The organism is Candidatus Thiodictyon syntrophicum (assembly GCF_002813775.1).
Lineage (GTDB): Bacteria > Pseudomonadota > Gammaproteobacteria > Chromatiales > Chromatiaceae > Thiodictyon > Thiodictyon syntrophicum.
Genome location: NZ_CP020370.1, coordinates 4,035,907 through 4,050,207, shown reverse-complemented (window position 1 = coordinate 4,050,207; position 14,301 = coordinate 4,035,907). Strand labels below are relative to the sequence as shown.

The 14,301-nt window shown below is 67.5% G+C and carries 13 protein-coding genes; 8 read left to right on the top strand and 5 right to left on the bottom strand.

What is annotated here, in order from left to right; translation table 11 throughout:
- Nucleotides 1-42: 42 nt before the first annotated feature.
- The 8 genes from THSYN_RS17000 (at nucleotide 43) to THSYN_RS16965 (ending at nucleotide 6,759) form a co-directional block, all read left to right on the top strand.
- Nucleotides 43-768 carry a CpsD/CapB family tyrosine-protein kinase gene (locus THSYN_RS17000; RefSeq protein ID WP_100920182.1) on the top strand — a complete coding sequence of 242 codons (726 nt, stop codon included), beginning with the start codon at nucleotides 43-45 and terminating at the stop codon, nucleotides 766-768.
- 53 nt (nucleotides 769-821) lie between these two features.
- The gene (locus tag THSYN_RS16995) at nucleotides 822-1,616 is read left to right on the top strand and encodes an Hpt domain-containing response regulator (protein ID WP_100920181.1); all 795 of its coding nucleotides are present in this window, start codon (nucleotides 822-824) and stop codon (nucleotides 1,614-1,616) included.
- Nucleotides 1,613-3,148 (top strand): SpoIIE family protein phosphatase, encoded by a 1,536-nt coding sequence (locus tag THSYN_RS16990; RefSeq protein ID WP_100920180.1) that lies wholly within the window; start codon nucleotides 1,613-1,615, stop codon nucleotides 3,146-3,148. Before THSYN_RS16995 ends, THSYN_RS16990 begins: the two co-directional genes overlap by 4 nt.
- Before the next feature lie 58 nt (nucleotides 3,149-3,206).
- A complete protein-coding gene (locus THSYN_RS16985; RefSeq protein ID WP_100920179.1) occupies nucleotides 3,207-4,604 on the top strand; it encodes a sigma-54-dependent transcriptional regulator in 1,398 nt (465 codons plus the stop codon).
- Between the two features lie 61 nt (nucleotides 4,605-4,665).
- The gene (locus tag THSYN_RS36705; protein ID WP_257791186.1) at nucleotides 4,666-4,788 is read left to right on the top strand and encodes a hypothetical protein; all 123 of its coding nucleotides are present in this window, start codon (nucleotides 4,666-4,668) and stop codon (nucleotides 4,786-4,788) included.
- A 55-nt stretch (nucleotides 4,789-4,843) separates the two neighbouring features.
- Nucleotides 4,844-5,308 carry a hypothetical protein gene (locus THSYN_RS16975; RefSeq protein WP_100920178.1) on the top strand — a complete coding sequence of 155 codons (465 nt, stop codon included), beginning with the start codon at nucleotides 4,844-4,846 and terminating at the stop codon, nucleotides 5,306-5,308.
- Between the two features lie 214 nt (nucleotides 5,309-5,522).
- Nucleotides 5,523-6,515, top strand: a complete 993-nt coding sequence (gene glk / locus THSYN_RS16970) for a glucokinase (protein ID WP_100920177.1) — start codon at nucleotides 5,523-5,525, stop codon at nucleotides 6,513-6,515.
- 34 nt (nucleotides 6,516-6,549) lie between these two features.
- A complete protein-coding gene (locus THSYN_RS16965; protein ID WP_100920176.1) occupies nucleotides 6,550-6,759 on the top strand; it encodes a CopZ family metallochaperone in 210 nt (69 codons plus the stop codon).
- A gap of 343 nt (nucleotides 6,760-7,102) precedes the next feature.
- On the opposite strand, the gene THSYN_RS16960 is transcribed toward THSYN_RS16965, so the two are convergent.
- The 5 genes from THSYN_RS16960 to uvrA form a co-directional block, all read right to left on the bottom strand.
- A complete protein-coding gene (locus THSYN_RS16960; protein WP_100920175.1) occupies nucleotides 7,103-7,291 on the bottom strand; it encodes a hypothetical protein in 189 nt (62 codons plus the stop codon).
- Nucleotides 7,292-7,341: 50 nt separating this feature from the next.
- Nucleotides 7,342-7,515, bottom strand: a complete 174-nt coding sequence (locus THSYN_RS16955) for a type II toxin-antitoxin system HicA family toxin (RefSeq protein ID WP_100920174.1) — start codon at nucleotides 7,513-7,515, stop codon at nucleotides 7,342-7,344.
- Entirely contained in the window at nucleotides 7,512-7,703 is a 192-nt protein-coding gene (locus THSYN_RS16950) for a type II toxin-antitoxin system HicB family antitoxin (protein WP_100922471.1), read from the bottom strand. Before THSYN_RS16950 ends, THSYN_RS16955 begins: the two co-directional genes overlap by 4 nt.
- Nucleotides 7,704-7,797: 94 nt before the next feature.
- Entirely contained in the window at nucleotides 7,798-8,388 is a 591-nt protein-coding gene (locus THSYN_RS16945) for a hypothetical protein (protein WP_100920173.1), read from the bottom strand.
- 165 nt (nucleotides 8,389-8,553) lie between these two features.
- On the bottom strand, nucleotides 8,554-14,295 hold the full coding sequence (gene uvrA / locus THSYN_RS16940; RefSeq protein ID WP_100920172.1) for an excinuclease ABC subunit UvrA: 5,742 nt from the start codon (nucleotides 14,293-14,295) through the stop codon (nucleotides 8,554-8,556).
- Between the last annotated feature and the right edge of the window lie 6 nt (nucleotides 14,296-14,301).

Below are 14,301 nucleotides of genomic sequence, written 5' to 3'. Positions count from 1 at the left end.
CCATCGTACCACGCGCACCGGCCGCCCGTACCGGGAACCGTCATGACTGCCGAATTTGTCGAATTTCCAGAAGACTACGTCGAACTCGATCGCATCTACTCCCGCACCATCGGTGCCGGGTTGCGGTCGCTGGTCGTGACGTCGGCGGATCAAGAGGAGGGCGTCACCACGCTGGTCGTCGCCCTGGCCAAGCGCAACCGCCACTCCCGGCGCTCCACCCTGGTGGTGGATCTGAATCTGCATCGGCCCGCGCTGCATCGGCGCTTCGGCCTGAGCTTCACCCCGGCGGCGCCGGAGGGCCCCCACGGGCCGGGGGACCTGCCGCGGGTGGAACTGGCCGACGGACTCACCGTCATGCCGGTGCCCACCAACCGTGCGCTGCCGATCCTGCTGCGCAACGCGGACCACTTCAAAGACTATCTCGACGCCTGGCTCGAGCGATACGAGGTTGTCATTTTCGATACGACACCGCTCAATGGCGGTAACATGGGGAATATTCCGGCGGAGCGGATCGCACACGGTTGCGAGGGGACCATCCTGGTGGTACTGGCCGGCGTCACGCCCGCCTCGGCCGTGCGGGCCGCGCTCGACCGGCTCAAGTCCGCGGAGGTCACCCTGGTGGGAACCGTGCTCAATGATTTTCACAATCCGTCACTGGCGGAGGAACTGCGGCGCGAGACCCAGCGCTTCGATCGGTACTTCCCCGGTCGCACCGAAAAATTGCGTCGCCGTATCCGCGACTCCCAACTCCTGAACCTGGAGACCTGAGGTGCCATCGGCACTCCGGGCCGCATCCGGGGCCTGACTACAGGGCCTGACGAATGAACCCTTCGGACGCGCGCCGGCGCATCCTGCTGATCGAGGACCGCCGCACCGGCGGGCTGCCGGACGCCGCGATTCTCGCCCAGGCGGGATACGTCGTGGATGCGCTGGACGGCCTGGAGGCGTGCGCGGCCGCGGCGCAGCACCCCTATGCACTGATCCTGATGGCCCTGGAGGCGGCGGACCTCGATGGGGTGATCGAGGCCGCCCGGTGCATCCGCCGACTGCCCTACCCGCGGGGCGACGTGCCGATCCTGGTGCTGACCGGGGCCCTGGGCGAGACTGACCGGGAGCGCTGCCGCGCCGTCGGCATGGACGGTTTTCTGACCAGGTCGGGTGAGCAGGAGACGCTGTTGGAGGCCGTGGCCCATTGGGTCGAGGCGGCCGACGACCCCACTTGGGGCCTGGATGCGCGCCCCGGGGTGACGGCGCCGCTGCTGAACCGACGCACCCTGGCCCAACTGGAGGAAGACCTGGGGGCTGAACTCTTGCCGGAGGTCCTCTCCACCTTTCTCACGGAGACCGCCCGTCGACTGGGCCTCCTGGAGGCGCGGGTCGGCGCCGGCGATGCGGCCGGCGCCGCCGACGAGGCGCATGCACTCAAGGGCAGCGCCGGCACCTTCGGCGCCATGGCCCTGCGCCAGGCGGTCGACGAGATGGAGCGCAGCGGCCGCGGCGGGGACGCGGCACGCCTTGCGGCCCTGTTGCCGGAGGTCAGGCGCCTGGTGACGGCGACCTGCGCCCTCTTGGCCGCGGAGTATTCGTCGGTGGTCGCCGATACGCCGCGCCCATGATCCGTACCAACCTGCAAACCTTTGAAGTCCGCGCAAATCTGGAGGGCGTGCGTGAACTGCGGCGCAAGGTCGCCCTGGGGTTGGGTTGCACCGGGCTGCCGGAGGCGCGCCAGAACGAGACCCTGGTGGCCGTCTCGGAGCTGGCCACCAACCTGGTCCAGCATAGTGCGCCGCCGCCGCGCTGGATCCGCGTGCTGCTCTCGCGCGAGCGCGGGGATTGGCGTCTGGAACTGGCCGACAACGGCGCTCCCCTGCTGGACTGGCGCGCGCGCCTCACGACCGGGGCCATCGACGGGGCGGACTGCCTGGCCGAGGACCACGGTCGCGGTCTGGCCCTGGTCGCCGCCATGTTCCCCGACGCGCGCTACGAACCGGGTGAGTCCGCCCGGGAGTTCAATCGGTGGCGTCTGGGGCTTGGGGAGAGCAGCGTGGTGGTCGCGGTGATCGACGATGATCCGTTGCAGTTGCGGGTGATCGCTGCCTACCTCGCGGACTCCTATCAGGTCATCTCCTTCTCGGCACCCCTGGTGGCGGTGGAGCGCCTGCGCCGCGCGCCGCCGGACCTGGTGCTGGCGGACATCCGGATGCCGGAACTCGACGGCTTGGAACTGCGCCGCCGCCTGGCCGAGGACCCGGCCACCGAATTGGTGCCCTTCATCTTCATGACCGAGAGTCGGGACGAGGTGGTGCGCGAACAGGCCGATCTGCTGGGGATCGACGACTTCCTGCTGAAACCGGTGCGCAAGCGGCAGTTGATCGCCGCCGTCCAGCGCACCCTGTTTCGCAGCCGCAGCCTGCGCGCCCGGCTCGGGCATCGTATCGACGCGGCCATCACCGAGGCGCTCAAGCCCAAACTCCCCGCTGAGCTGGGGTCTTGGCGGGCGGTGGTGCGCTCGGTCGCGGCGGAGGCCGGGGGCGGGGACTTCGTCTCCTTCACCCAGGGCCCCGACTGTGCCGCCCTGGTTCTGGTGGACGTGATGGGCCACGGGGTGGCGGCCAAGTTTTTTGCCCATGCCCATGCCGGCTATATCGGCGGCCTGCTGCACTCGCGCCCGGATGCGTGGGAGCCGGCGAGCCTGTGCCGCGCCATTTCGCAGCGTGTCTTCGACGACAAACTCAACCAATACAGCCTGCTGACCTGTGTGGCAGTTCGCCTTACGCACGGCGGCGGGGTGGAGATCGCGTGCGCCGGTCATCCGGCGCCGCTGCTCCTCGATGCGCTGGGTGCCCACCAACTCGATATCGGCGGGGCCCTGCCGGGGTTGCAGTCAGAGCCGGTTTACGACACTCTCTCGCTCACGTTGAAGCCAGGGGAACGGCTCTTGCTGTTCACCGATGGGTTGTTCGAGGGGGCCTTCACGGCCCCGGGCCGCAACGCCCTGGAACTGGACCTGTTGGCAACGGCCAAACAGGGGCTCGCTGCGCCGCTTGCGGACCTGGCCGACGCCTTGATGGCGACCTTCTACGCGGCGGCCGGGGACACCCCCAGGGACGACGCGACCCTGATCATCCTCGAACCCAGTTCCCCGTGACCCGTCGGGGCCCACTTTCCGATTCGGCCCGCAAGACCCGTCGAAGCAAGCGATATCCATGTCCAGCAACAAGCCCAGAGTGTTGATTATCGAGGACAGTCCGGCCCTGGCCGAGGTCTATCGCAGTTACCTGCGTGGCGAACCCTATCAGGTCAAGCACGTCGGCGACGGACGTAGCGGCATGGCCGAGTTGGAGAAGGACCCGCCCGAGGCCCTGCTCCTGGATCTCAAGCTCCCGGACATGGACGGCATGGAGATCCTAAAGCATATCCATGACCGCCAGATCCCCACCTCGGTGGTCATCATCACCGGCCATGCCTCGGTGGACGTGGCGATCGACGCCATGCGCTATGGTGCCTTCGACTTCATCGAGAAGCCCTTCAGCGCCAAGCGGGTCAAGGTCACGCTACGCAACGCGGTGGACCGCCAGAACTTGAATACCCTGGTCGAGCGCATCCGCGACGACTTCCAGCGCGACCACTATCACGGCTTCATCGGCTCCTCGCTCGCCCTGCAGGCGGTCTACCGCATCATCGACAGCGCCGCCCCCAGCAAGGCGACGGTCTTCATCACCGGGGAGAGCGGCAGCGGCAAGGAGGTGTGCGCCGAGGCCATCCACCGGCAGAGCACGCGCCGCGACAAACCCTTCATCCCGTTGAACTGCGGCGCCATCCCCCGGGACCTCATGGAGAGCGAGATCTTCGGCCATGTCCGCGGGGCCTTCACCGGCGCCAGCCGGGACCGGGAGGGGGCGGCCGAGATGGCGGACGGCGGGACCCTGTTCCTGGACGAGATCGGCGAGATGGACCTGGACCTCCAGACCAAGCTCCTGCGCTTCGTCCAGACCGGGACCTTTCAGCGGGTCGGCTCGACCCAACTGATCAAGGTCGACGTGCGCTTCATCTGCGCCACCAATCGCGACCCCGAACTGGAGGTGGCCGAGGGGCGCTTCCGCGAGGACCTCTTCTATCGTCTGCACGTCATCCCGATCCACATCCCGTCGCTGCGTGAGCGGGTCGACGACATCCTGATGTTGGCCAATCACTTCCTACGCAAGTTCGCGGCCGAGGAGCACAAGGCCTTCCGCGAGTTCGCCCCCGAGGTGGAGGCCGTCTTCATGGACTACGAGTGGCCGGGCAACATCCGTCAGTTGCAGAACGTGTTGCGCAACGTCGTGGTCCTGTACGACGCCGAGCAGGTCACGGTCGACATGCTGCCGCCGCCGCTCAACGGGATCGCCAAGCGCGGGGCTGCACCGCTCGCCACACCCAAGCTGCCCCGTCCGGCCGAGCTCGGCCCCCAGGGGATCAGGCCCCTGCATGTGGTCGAGAAGGAGGCGATCGAGCGCGCCATCGAATTCTGTGAGGGCAATATCCCGCGCGCCGCCGCGCTACTGGAGGTCAGCCCCTCCACCATCTACCGCAAGCGCCAGGCGTGGCAGACGGAGGGGGCTTAGTAACCACGATCGTTGTCGTTGTCGTAATCGTTGTCGTAATCGGGAAGCGACGCACTTTGGCGTGCGAGCGAATCCGGGACGCTACGATAACCTCGACAACGACAACGACAACGACAACGACAACGACAACGACAACGACAACGACAAGGACAAGGACAAGGACGCGACTGGCATTCCCCAATGAACTTGTTTAACTTTTCGGTAAACCGTTTCTTAAAGCACGCGCTTCGGTAAGACTGATGGTTAATCGTCTACTGTGGGCGCTGCTCATTGCGCTGGCCGTTGCCGTACTGGTGGTCGTCGCGGTCAAGCTCAGGCCGCTGCTGACCCCGGAGCCGGTTCTGCTGGCGGTCCCAGATCCGGATTGCGACCTGCGCGCCGGCCCCTGCACCGGACGTTTCGCGGGGGGAGGAGAGGTCACGCTGGACCTTGAACCGCGCGGTATTCCGCCCGCCCGGCCGCTGGTCCTGCGCGTCCTGATCCGCGATCTGGTGGTCAGTGCGGTCGCGCTCGACCTGACCGGCACCGACATGGACATGGGCTACAATCGCCGCATTCTGGAGGCGGACGGCCCGGGGCGCTTCCGGGGTGAGGGGATGCTGCCGGTCTGTGTGCGAACGCGCATGACCTGGGAGGCGCGGGTGCTGTTGACCACGCCCGCCGGGCTCCTGGCCGCGCCGTTCCGCTTTACGACCTGGCGGTGATCCTGAAGAAGATTCAGCCGCAAATGAACGCAAATGAACGCGAATAAATTCAAATTGGACCGGAGCGGGCGGCGGCGTTCACCTTCGGAATCGTAATTGCCAAGCAGATGAATAGTTTTCTTCATTTGCGTCTATTTGCGTTCATTTGCGGCTAATATTCTTTCTGGGCTGTCACCAGACCGCTCCCCCAATTTAGAACCGGAGGCCCTAAGCTATGCGCGTATTGGTCGGCGATATCGGCGGCACCAAGACCGGAATCGGCGTCGCCGAGACCGATGGTTTGGCGGTGACCCTGCGGGAGGTGCGGCGCTATCCGAGCGCCGCCTTCGACTCGCTGGAGTCGCTCATCATCCAGTATCTGCAGGAGACCGGGCAGGTCCCGGCGCGCGATTGTCATCTGGGTGCTTTCGCCGTCGCCGGTCCGGTGGAGGGCCGGCACTGCCGGACCACCAACCTGCCCTGGGAGATCGACGCGGACCTGATCGAGCACATCCTGGAGTTCCGTGCCGTCGGACTGCTCAACGACCTTGAGGCCGTCGCCTGGGGGGTGGCCGCCCTGGGTCCCGACGACGTGGCGGAGATCCACCCCGGCGGGGCGCCCCAGCAGCCGGCGGTCGGCAATGCCTGCGTGGTGGCTGCCGGCACCGGTCTGGGTGAGGCCGGTCTCTACTGGGACGGCACCCGCCACCACCCCTTTGCGACCGAGGGCGGTCACACCGACTTCGCGCCCCTGGACGAACGTGAGTTCGCGCTGCTCGGATTTCTGCAGAAACGCTTCGGCCGGGTGAGTTGGGAGCGGGTCGCCTCCGGGATGGGAATCGGCAACCTCTATGACTTTCTGCTGACCTGGCACCAGGCGGCGACGCCGGACTGGCTGGCCGCGGAGATCGCCGCCGGTGACACCGCCGCCGCCGTCGCCGCCGCCGCGGGCCGCTGCCCGATCTGTCGTGAGACCATGGATCTGTTCTTCAGCCTCTTCGGGCGCGAGTCCGGGAACCTGGCCTTGAAGCACCTGGCCCTGGGCGGCGTCTATCTGGGCGGCGGCATCGCCCCGAAGAACCTGGAGGCCCTGCGCGCCAGCCGCTTCCTGGACGGCTTCTTCGCCAAGGGCCGGATGGAGCCGCACATGCGGCGGATGCCGGTGCGCGTCATCCTGCGCGCAGAAACGCCGCTCCTCGGGGCGGCCCGCTACATGGGCCTGCGTTGAGCACCGGCGCCGCCCACCTGAAACCGGAGACGAGATGACCACCACAATCAAGGTTACCGGCATGACCTGCCAGCACTGCGTGCGTGCCGTCCGGGAGGCCCTGGCGGCCGTCCCCGGCGTTACCGCGGCCCTGGTGGATCTCGACGGCGGCACGGCGCGGGTCGAGGGCGAGGCCGCGGCGGCGGACCTGATCCACGCCGTGGTGGATGCCGGCTACCAGGCGGACCTGGTCGCCGCGGGCTGATCCCGGCGCGCCTGGAGGTCCAGGTCACGAAGAAGTCTTCGTAGTGCTAGCAACCACGGCCGCCTTCCAGCGCGGTGAAGGAAGCCGGCCTTGATCATAACCCCAGCCACCCCGCCGGGCGGGAGGTCGCCGGTCCGCACAGCGGACCCTACCGGCGTGGCGCCGTAGGGTCCGCTGCGCGGACCACCGGCCTCGCAGTTGGCGCGGTGGCCGCGATGATGAACGAGGCCAGGCAGCCCACGTCACGGGTCAGCTCAATTTCCTGAGAAGCTCGGCGAGGCCGATGAGAGGTAAGCGGAGATCGCATCGAGCTGCTCAACCGCTGCTTTCGTCCAGTGAACCCTCATTCCGGAAGGCCGTATTTTCTTCTGACGTCAGCTACGTCCATGGTTCTGCCTGCTCTGCTGTCATCCAGGCCTCGCTCGATGGCCTCGCGCACAAAGATCTCTTGCATCAAGTCGTTCCAAGTCGCGTCCGTCGGCAGTTGGTCGATGAGCCGATGGGCGTCCGCTTTATTGAGGACGGTGGACATGCGTCTGTTACCTCATGGCGATTGTAAGTGAGGGAAGCCTAGGTCACGCGCTAGCTCAATTTCTTGAGAATGTGATCCGCCAGATGGTCCTTGATCTCGACATGCCTCGGTACGGGTTGCGATTCTCTGGTTCGTGGATTCTGATACCAGTCGTGTCTCCCACCGTGCCGGATCAAGACGCAGCCCAGTTGTTGCAGCCTGGCGATAAGCTCACGTCTCTTCATGCGACCAGCAGTTCGCCGACATGTCGTACCGCCGGAATGGCACCGCTGGTCAATTCATGATAGATATCGCGCAGATTGTCCTGGAGTTCTTCCAGGGTTTCTCCCTGCGTCATGTAATCAGGGTAGTCTTCGAGGTACCCAAGCCACATGTCCTCATCCTGCCAATATCGATACTTGAGTGTTGTCATGGTGAGTCTCTGCTGATTCGCCGCTGCCATCGAGATAAAGAGTTCTGAACCCTTGCCTCCTTCCCCACCTTCCTCTCCGACCCCTTTTCCCTCTTCAGCGTTCGTCTTCCGTGAAATACAGGGCCATGGGCCCCCCTAAGGTCGGGCAGACCATAGCCAAGTCAGCCGGCGGAGTGAACAAGTTTGGGGGTGGCTCGATCCTTCGATCATCTATGACGTGTCGATAGTAGTACAGAACAACAACGAACAGACCAGCCATCGCATTGAGCACATTCTTCAGATTGGCTAGAGCGAAGTGCTCACCTCGTTGGTGTTTCACTTTGTTATGGGCCGACCACCAATCGGGTGTCTCTCCGTTCTCCCAACTACCCCAGGGTCGGAAGTCCAAGCCATAGCGTGGGATGGTGATAAGCGAGTTCTCTATTTCTGGCAGGCAGCGCCGAAGCACTGCACGATACTGTTCTATATTCTTCGGATTGGCGGCTGTGTCCACCAACAAGCAGAGCTGTTTGGTGACTACATCCACCTCCGATGCTGCGGCCAAAAAGAGGTGTGCTATTTCAATCGAGTAGGTGTCAAAATTGTTGCCAGCGAATTCTACAAACCTCGCTAGACGTTCCACGTCTGATTCGAGTGCCAGAAAGTAGTTCCAGTGCAGCAGACTTTTGGATTCATTAACATTCATTGTTCCAACTCGTTAGCCAAAATGGAAAAGCCATCGGCTTTCTTGGGGGTGCGACGAGTTTGACAGTTTCCGCGGAGATTAGCCCATGTTGATCAACCCGTCCATCGGTTCTGTCACTCTGGCGTCTCGACCATCCCATGGTCCTAAGCCGCCAGGGGTCGGCCTTCAGGTGCCGCCCAACCACTCCCGCAAAGCCGCCGCCGTCGGCAGGTCCCCGCCCGCCGCGATCTGCTCCGGCGTCCCCTCCGCCACTACCTGCCCGCCCGCCTCACCACCCTCAGGCCCCAGGTCGATGACCCAATCGGCCGCGGCAATGAGGTCGAGATCATGCTCGATGGCAATCACCGTATGGCCGGCATCGACCAGCCGGTGCAGGACGGCGATCAGGCGCTCGACATCGGCCATGTGCAGGCCGACCGTGGGTTCATCCAGGACATAGAGGGTCGGCCGCGGATGGGTACCGTCGGCGCTGGGGCGGGCCTTGGTGAGTTCGGTGACCAGCTTGAGGCGCTGGGCCTCGCCGCCGCTCAAGGTCGGGCTCGGCTGGCCCAGGCTCAGATAGCCGAGTCCGACCTCCTGCAGCAGGGTCAGCGGGTGGCGGATGGCGGGGTGGGCGGCGAAGACCTCGACCGCGCGGTCCACGTCGAGCGCCAGGATCTGGCCGATGTCGAGCCCCAGATAGCGGACCTCGCGGGTCTCGCGGTCGAAACGGCTGCCGCCGCAGACCTCGCAGGGGACGCGCACGTCCGGCAGGAAGCTCATCTCGATACGCTGCACGCCCTGGCCCTCGCAGGCGGGGCAGCGCCCGCCCGCGGTGTTGAAGGAGAAGCGCGCGGCCCCCCAGCCCTGGATGCGCGCCTCCGGGCTCGCGGCGAAGAGCTTGCGGATGCGGTCCCAGAAGCCGACATAGGTGGCGGGGCAGGAGCGGGGCGTCTTGCCGATGGGGGTCTGGTCCACTTCCAGCACCCGGCTCAGCGCGTGCCAGCCCGAGAGACCGTCGCACCCATGCACCATCCCGGTGGGAGCGGCGTCCCGCCGCGACGAGTCCGCGGCCGACCCCGTCCCTTGAGGGCTGATACCGCGCCGCCCGACGCGCACTGCCTCATCCGCCGCCCCCAACAACCCCTGAAGGCTGCGCACCAGCACATCGCGCACCAGCGAGGACTTCCCCGACCCCGAAACCCCCGTGACGCAGGTCAGCCGCCGCAACGGCACCCGCACGTCCATCCCCTTGAGGTTGTGCAGCCTGGCCCCGCGAATGGCAAGCCACTCGCCCTTGCCGGGCAGCGGGCGCCGCGCCCGCGGCTCGCCCAGTCCGTGACCGCGTCGGCGCGCCAGATAGCGGCCGGTAACCGAATCGGGGGCAGCGATCAGGTCCGCGGCCGTCCCCTGGGCGACCACCCGGCCGCCCTGGACCCCGGCCCCCGGCCCCAGGTCGATGACGTGCTCGGCGCGGCGGATGGTCTCCTCGTCGTGCTCCACCACCACCACGGTGTTGCCCCGGTCGCGCAGCCTCGTGAGTGTATTGAGCAGCAGCCGGTTGTCCCGGGGGTGCAGCCCGATGCTGGGCTCGTCCAGCACATAGCAGACGCCTTGCAGGTTGGAGCCGAGCTGGGCGGCGAGCCGGATGCGCTGGGCCTCGCCGCCGGAGAGGGTGGGGGCGCCGCGGTCCAGGGTCAGATAACCCAGGCCCACCTGGGCGAGGAAGGCGAGCCGTTCCCGGACCTCCGCGAGCAGGTCCCGCGCAATGGCGGACTCCCGTTCGGTCAGCTCCCAGCCGGCCAGGGCCACGGTGGTCGCGGTGACGGTGAGGGCAGAGAGTTCGGCGATGGAGCGCCCGCGAAAACGCACCGACAGGGCCTCTGGGTTCAGGCGGGCGCCCCGGCAACTGGTGCAGCCTTGGTGTTCGGTCCCTGAGTCCAGCCACTGGTCCTCCTCCCCGGTCTGCTCCCCATCGAACCCGGCCATCGCAAGCCCGGAGCCGAAGCAGGCCGGGCACCAGCCGTGCTTGGAGTTGTAGCTGAAGAGCCGCGGGTCCGGCTCCGGGAAGGCGCGCCCGCAGCCGGGGCAGGAGCGGGCCGTGGAGTAGGGGGTCTCCGGACCCCAGGTCCCGCGGGTGACCTGCACCACCCGCACCAGGCCTTTTCCTAAGTCCAGGGCCACATCGAGCAGGGCGCGCAACTCGCCCTCGGTCTTGGGGCCGACCCTGACCTCACCCACCGGCAGGTCGATGGAGTGCTCGCGGAAGCGGTCCAGGCGGGGCCAGGTCCGGGTCTCAATGGGCTCGCCGTCCACCCGCAGGACGAACCACCCCTTGCGCGCGGCCCAGGCGGCCAGTTCGTTGTAGAGGCCCTTGCGGGCGACGACCAGCGGGGCCATCACGGCGACCTGGCGGCCCCCCTGGTCGCGCAGGATGCGCGCGAGGATCGCCTCGAGGCCCAGCGGCTCGATCGGCAGGTCGCACCCCGGGCAGTGCTGGGTGCCGAGCTTCACATAGAGCAGGCGCAGGAAGTGATGGATTTCGGTCTGGGTGCCGAGCGTGCTCTTGGCCCCGCCGCGGCTTACCCGCTGTTCGATGGCGACGGTGGGCGGGATGCCGCGGACCGCCTCCACGTCGGCGCGGGCGGCGGGCTGGACGAACTGGCGGGCATAGGCATTGAGCGACTCCAGATAGCGCCGCTGGCCCTCGTTGAAGAGGATGTCGAAGGCGAGCGTGCTCTTGCCGCTGCCGGAGACGCCGGTGATGACGGTGAAGCGGCCGCGGGGGATGGCGACGCTCAGGTCTTTGAGGTTGTGCTCGCGGGCGTGGAGGATGTCGATTGAGGGGTTAGGGGATAGGGGAGAGGGGTTAGGGGTTAGGGGATAGGGGATAGGGGGGGCGGTTGGGAGGACCTGCAAATAGGCGGGCGGCGGGGCCTCGGCGATGGCGCCGATCCTTGTGGGAGCGGCGTCTTCGCCGCGATCGGACCCATCGGCTAGTGCGTCGCCTAAGCTTGGCGTCATCGGGCCGGCGGCTGCTTGCTCCAGATAGTCGCGCAGGGCCAGTGCCGTATGGCTCAGCAAAGCCCGGGCGGGACGCCCGGGCTCCCTTGCCAGGTCCGCCGGAGTGCCGACGGCGACCAGCTCGCCGCCGCCGTCGCCGCCCTCGGGGCCCAGGTCGATCAGCCAGTCGGCCGCCGCGATCAGGTCCAGGTTGTGCTCGATCACCACCAGCGAGTGACCCTGGTCGAGCAGCCGCCGCAGCGCCGCCAGCAGCACGGCGACGTCCGCCGGGTGCAGCCCGGTGGTCGGCTCGTCCATCAGGAACAAGAGCCCCTGGGTCGTGGACCCGAGACCGCCGCGGCCCTTGCTCCGTCCCGTCTTGCACAGGTGTCCGGCCAGCTTCAAGCGTTGCGCCTCGCCGCCGGACAGGGTCGGGACCGGCTGGCCCAGGCGCAGGTAACCGAGCCCCACGGCGGTCAGCGGCTCCAGTGCCCGCGCCAGTTCCCGGTCGTCGGCGAACCGGACCAGGGCCTCAGTCGCCGTGAGGTCGAGCACGTCGGCGATGGACAACTCGGCGCCCCCGTCCGCCGGGTCCGGGAGCCGGAGCTCCAGGACCTCCGCCCGGTAGCGGCGCCCGTCGCAGTCCGGGCAGCGCAGATAGACGTCGGAGAGGAACTGCATCTCCAGGTGCTCGAAGCCGTTGCCCCCGCAGGTGGGGCAGCGCCCGGTGCCGGCGTTGAAGCTGAAGGTGCCGGCCGTGTAGCCGCGCTCCTTGGCCAGCGGCAGCGCGGCGAAGCGCTTGCGCAGCACGTCCAGGGCGCCGACGAAGCTTGCCGGGTTGGAGCGCGAGGTCCGGCCGATCGGGGACTGGTCCAGCAGGGTCACGTCCGCGATCAGTTCGTCCCCGTCGATGCCGTCGAACTCCCCCGGGGCCTCCTCCGGGTGACCCTTGCGCTGGCACAGCGCCCGGTAGAGTACATCCCCGATCAGGGTGGACTTGCCGGAGCCCGAGACCCCGGTTACTACCACCAGCCGGTGCAGCGGGATCGCAACATCAAGGCCCTTGAGGTTGTGGGCGCGCGCCCCGCGGATGCGGATGCAGGGTCCGTCCGGCGCGGGCGGGTTGGGGGCGCGGGGCGCGGCCACCCGGCGGCGGCCGGCCAGATAGTCCCCGGTCAGCGAGCCGTCCGCCGCCAATAGCTCTGTGGGCGTCCCCTGGAAGCAGACCTGGCCGCCGTGCTCCCCGGGGCCGGGACCGATGTCGATGATGCGATCCGCCGCCCGCATCAACTGCGGGTCGTGCTCCACCACCAGGAGCGAATTGCCCTGGTCGCGCAGGCGGCGCAGGACGCCCAGCACCCGATCCAGGTCGCGGGGGTGCAGGCCGATGCTCGGCTCGTCGAGCACGAACAGCGTGTTGACGAGCGAGGTGCCGAGAGCGGTGGTCAGATTGATCCGCTGCACCTCCCCGCCCGAGAGGGTGCGCGACTGACGGTCGAGCGTCAGGTAGGGCAGGCCCACGGCGCACAGATAGGTGAGGCGCGAGCGGATCTCGGTCAGCACCAAGTCCATCGCTTGGTCCAGGGCCGGCGGGAGCACCAGCGCGGCGAAGAAGTCCCGGCAGCGCTCCGCGGGCAGGGCCATCAGCTCGGGCAGGTTGAGGAGCGCGGGCGTCCCGCCCGCGGGCGGGCGGGACGCCCGCGCTCCCAGGCGCCACCCCAGGGCCTCGTCCTTCAGCCTGGCCCCATTGCAACTGTGACAGGTCTCATAGGACCGGTAGCGCGACAGCAGCACCCGCACATGCATCTTGTACGCGCGCGCCTCCAGCCAGGCGAAAAAGCGGCGGATGCCGAACCAGACCCCGGCGTCCCACTCGCCCTCGCCCTCGATCACCCAGTCTCGGTCCGCCTGGGGTAGGTCGCGCCAGGGCACGTCGGTCGGGAGGCCGCGGCGGTGGGCAAAGCCCATCAGCTCCTCTTGGACTTCCGCATAGCTGTCCGACTGGATAGGCTTGATGGCCCCTTCGATCAGCGATTTGCCCGGGTCCGGGACCACCAGCCCCCAGTCGATCCCGATGGTCCGGCCGAAGCCCCGACAGGTCTCGCAGGCACCGATGGGCGAGTTGAAGGAGAAGAGATTGGGCAGGGGTTCCCGATAGGTCAGGTCACAGTCCGGGCAGTGCAGGTCGGCGGAGAAGCGCCAGGGCGCACCGGTTTCCTGCCCCGGTCCGACCGGATAGACCAGCAGCCGCCCATGGCCGCGCTCCAGCGCGGTCTCGATCGCCTCCAGGGCGCGGCCCCGGTGCTCGTCGGTGAGCCGCAGCCGGTCCTGGACCACGGTCAGCGCCGGACCGTCCCCGTCCAAGAGCCGCACATAGCCCTGTTGGGCGAGCATCTGCCGGACCTCCTCGGCACCCAGCGACTCCGGCACGGCCACTGGGAAGCAGACCTGTACCCGCGGGCGCTCCGCGTCGCGCGTCAGTTGTTCCCAGACGGACTCCGGTGTGTCACGCCGGACCTCCCGCCCACAGCCTCGGCAGAAGAGCCGCGCCGCGCGGGCGAACAGCAGCTTCAGGTAATCCGCCAGTTCAGTCATGGTCCCGACGGTCGAGCGGGAGTTGCGCACCGTATTGGTCTGGTCGATGGCAATGGCCGGCGGGATGCCCTCGATCCGGTCCGCCGCGGGCCTGTCCATGCGGTCCAGGAACTGCCGGGCATAGGGTGAGAAGGTCTCCACATAGCGCCGCTGGCCCTCGGCGTAGACCGTATCGAAGGCGAGCGACGACTTGCCGGAGCCCGAGACCCCGGTGACCACGATCAACTGACCGAGCGGCAGGTCCAGATCCAGGTTCTTGAGATTGTTCTGGCGCACCCCGCGCAGGCGGATGCGCTCATGGGGATGCGGTTGGTTCGGGTCACTCGGCATGGGGAC

What these genes read in the sequence shown, in the direction of transcription:
- THSYN_RS17000 (WP_100920182.1), top strand. Translation starts at nt 43, where the DNA reads ATGACTGCCGAATTTGTCGAATTTCCAGAAGACTACGTCGAACTCGAT.
- THSYN_RS16995 (WP_100920181.1), top strand. Translation starts at nt 822, where the DNA reads ATGAACCCTTCGGACGCGCGCCGGCGCATCCTGCTGATCGAGGACCGC.
- THSYN_RS16990 (WP_100920180.1), top strand. Translation starts at nt 1,613, where the DNA reads ATGATCCGTACCAACCTGCAAACCTTTGAAGTCCGCGCAAATCTGGAG.
- THSYN_RS16985 (WP_100920179.1), top strand. Translation starts at nt 3,207, where the DNA reads ATGTCCAGCAACAAGCCCAGAGTGTTGATTATCGAGGACAGTCCGGCC.
- THSYN_RS16975 (WP_100920178.1), top strand. Translation starts at nt 4,844, where the DNA reads ATGGTTAATCGTCTACTGTGGGCGCTGCTCATTGCGCTGGCCGTTGCC.
- glk (WP_100920177.1), top strand. Translation starts at nt 5,523, where the DNA reads ATGCGCGTATTGGTCGGCGATATCGGCGGCACCAAGACCGGAATCGGC.
- THSYN_RS16965 (WP_100920176.1), top strand. Translation starts at nt 6,550, where the DNA reads ATGACCACCACAATCAAGGTTACCGGCATGACCTGCCAGCACTGCGTG.
- THSYN_RS16960 (WP_100920175.1), bottom strand. Translation starts at nt 7,291, where the DNA reads ATGTCCACCGTCCTCAATAAAGCGGACGCCCATCGGCTCATCGACCAA.
- THSYN_RS16955 (WP_100920174.1), bottom strand. Translation starts at nt 7,515, where the DNA reads ATGAAGAGACGTGAGCTTATCGCCAGGCTGCAACAACTGGGCTGCGTC.
- THSYN_RS16950 (WP_100922471.1), bottom strand. Translation starts at nt 7,703, where the DNA reads ATGACAACACTCAAGTATCGATATTGGCAGGATGAGGACATGTGGCTT.
- THSYN_RS16945 (WP_100920173.1), bottom strand. Translation starts at nt 8,388, where the DNA reads ATGAATGTTAATGAATCCAAAAGTCTGCTGCACTGGAACTACTTTCTG.
- uvrA (WP_100920172.1), bottom strand. Translation starts at nt 14,295, where the DNA reads ATGCCGAGTGACCCGAACCAACCGCATCCCCATGAGCGCATCCGCCTG.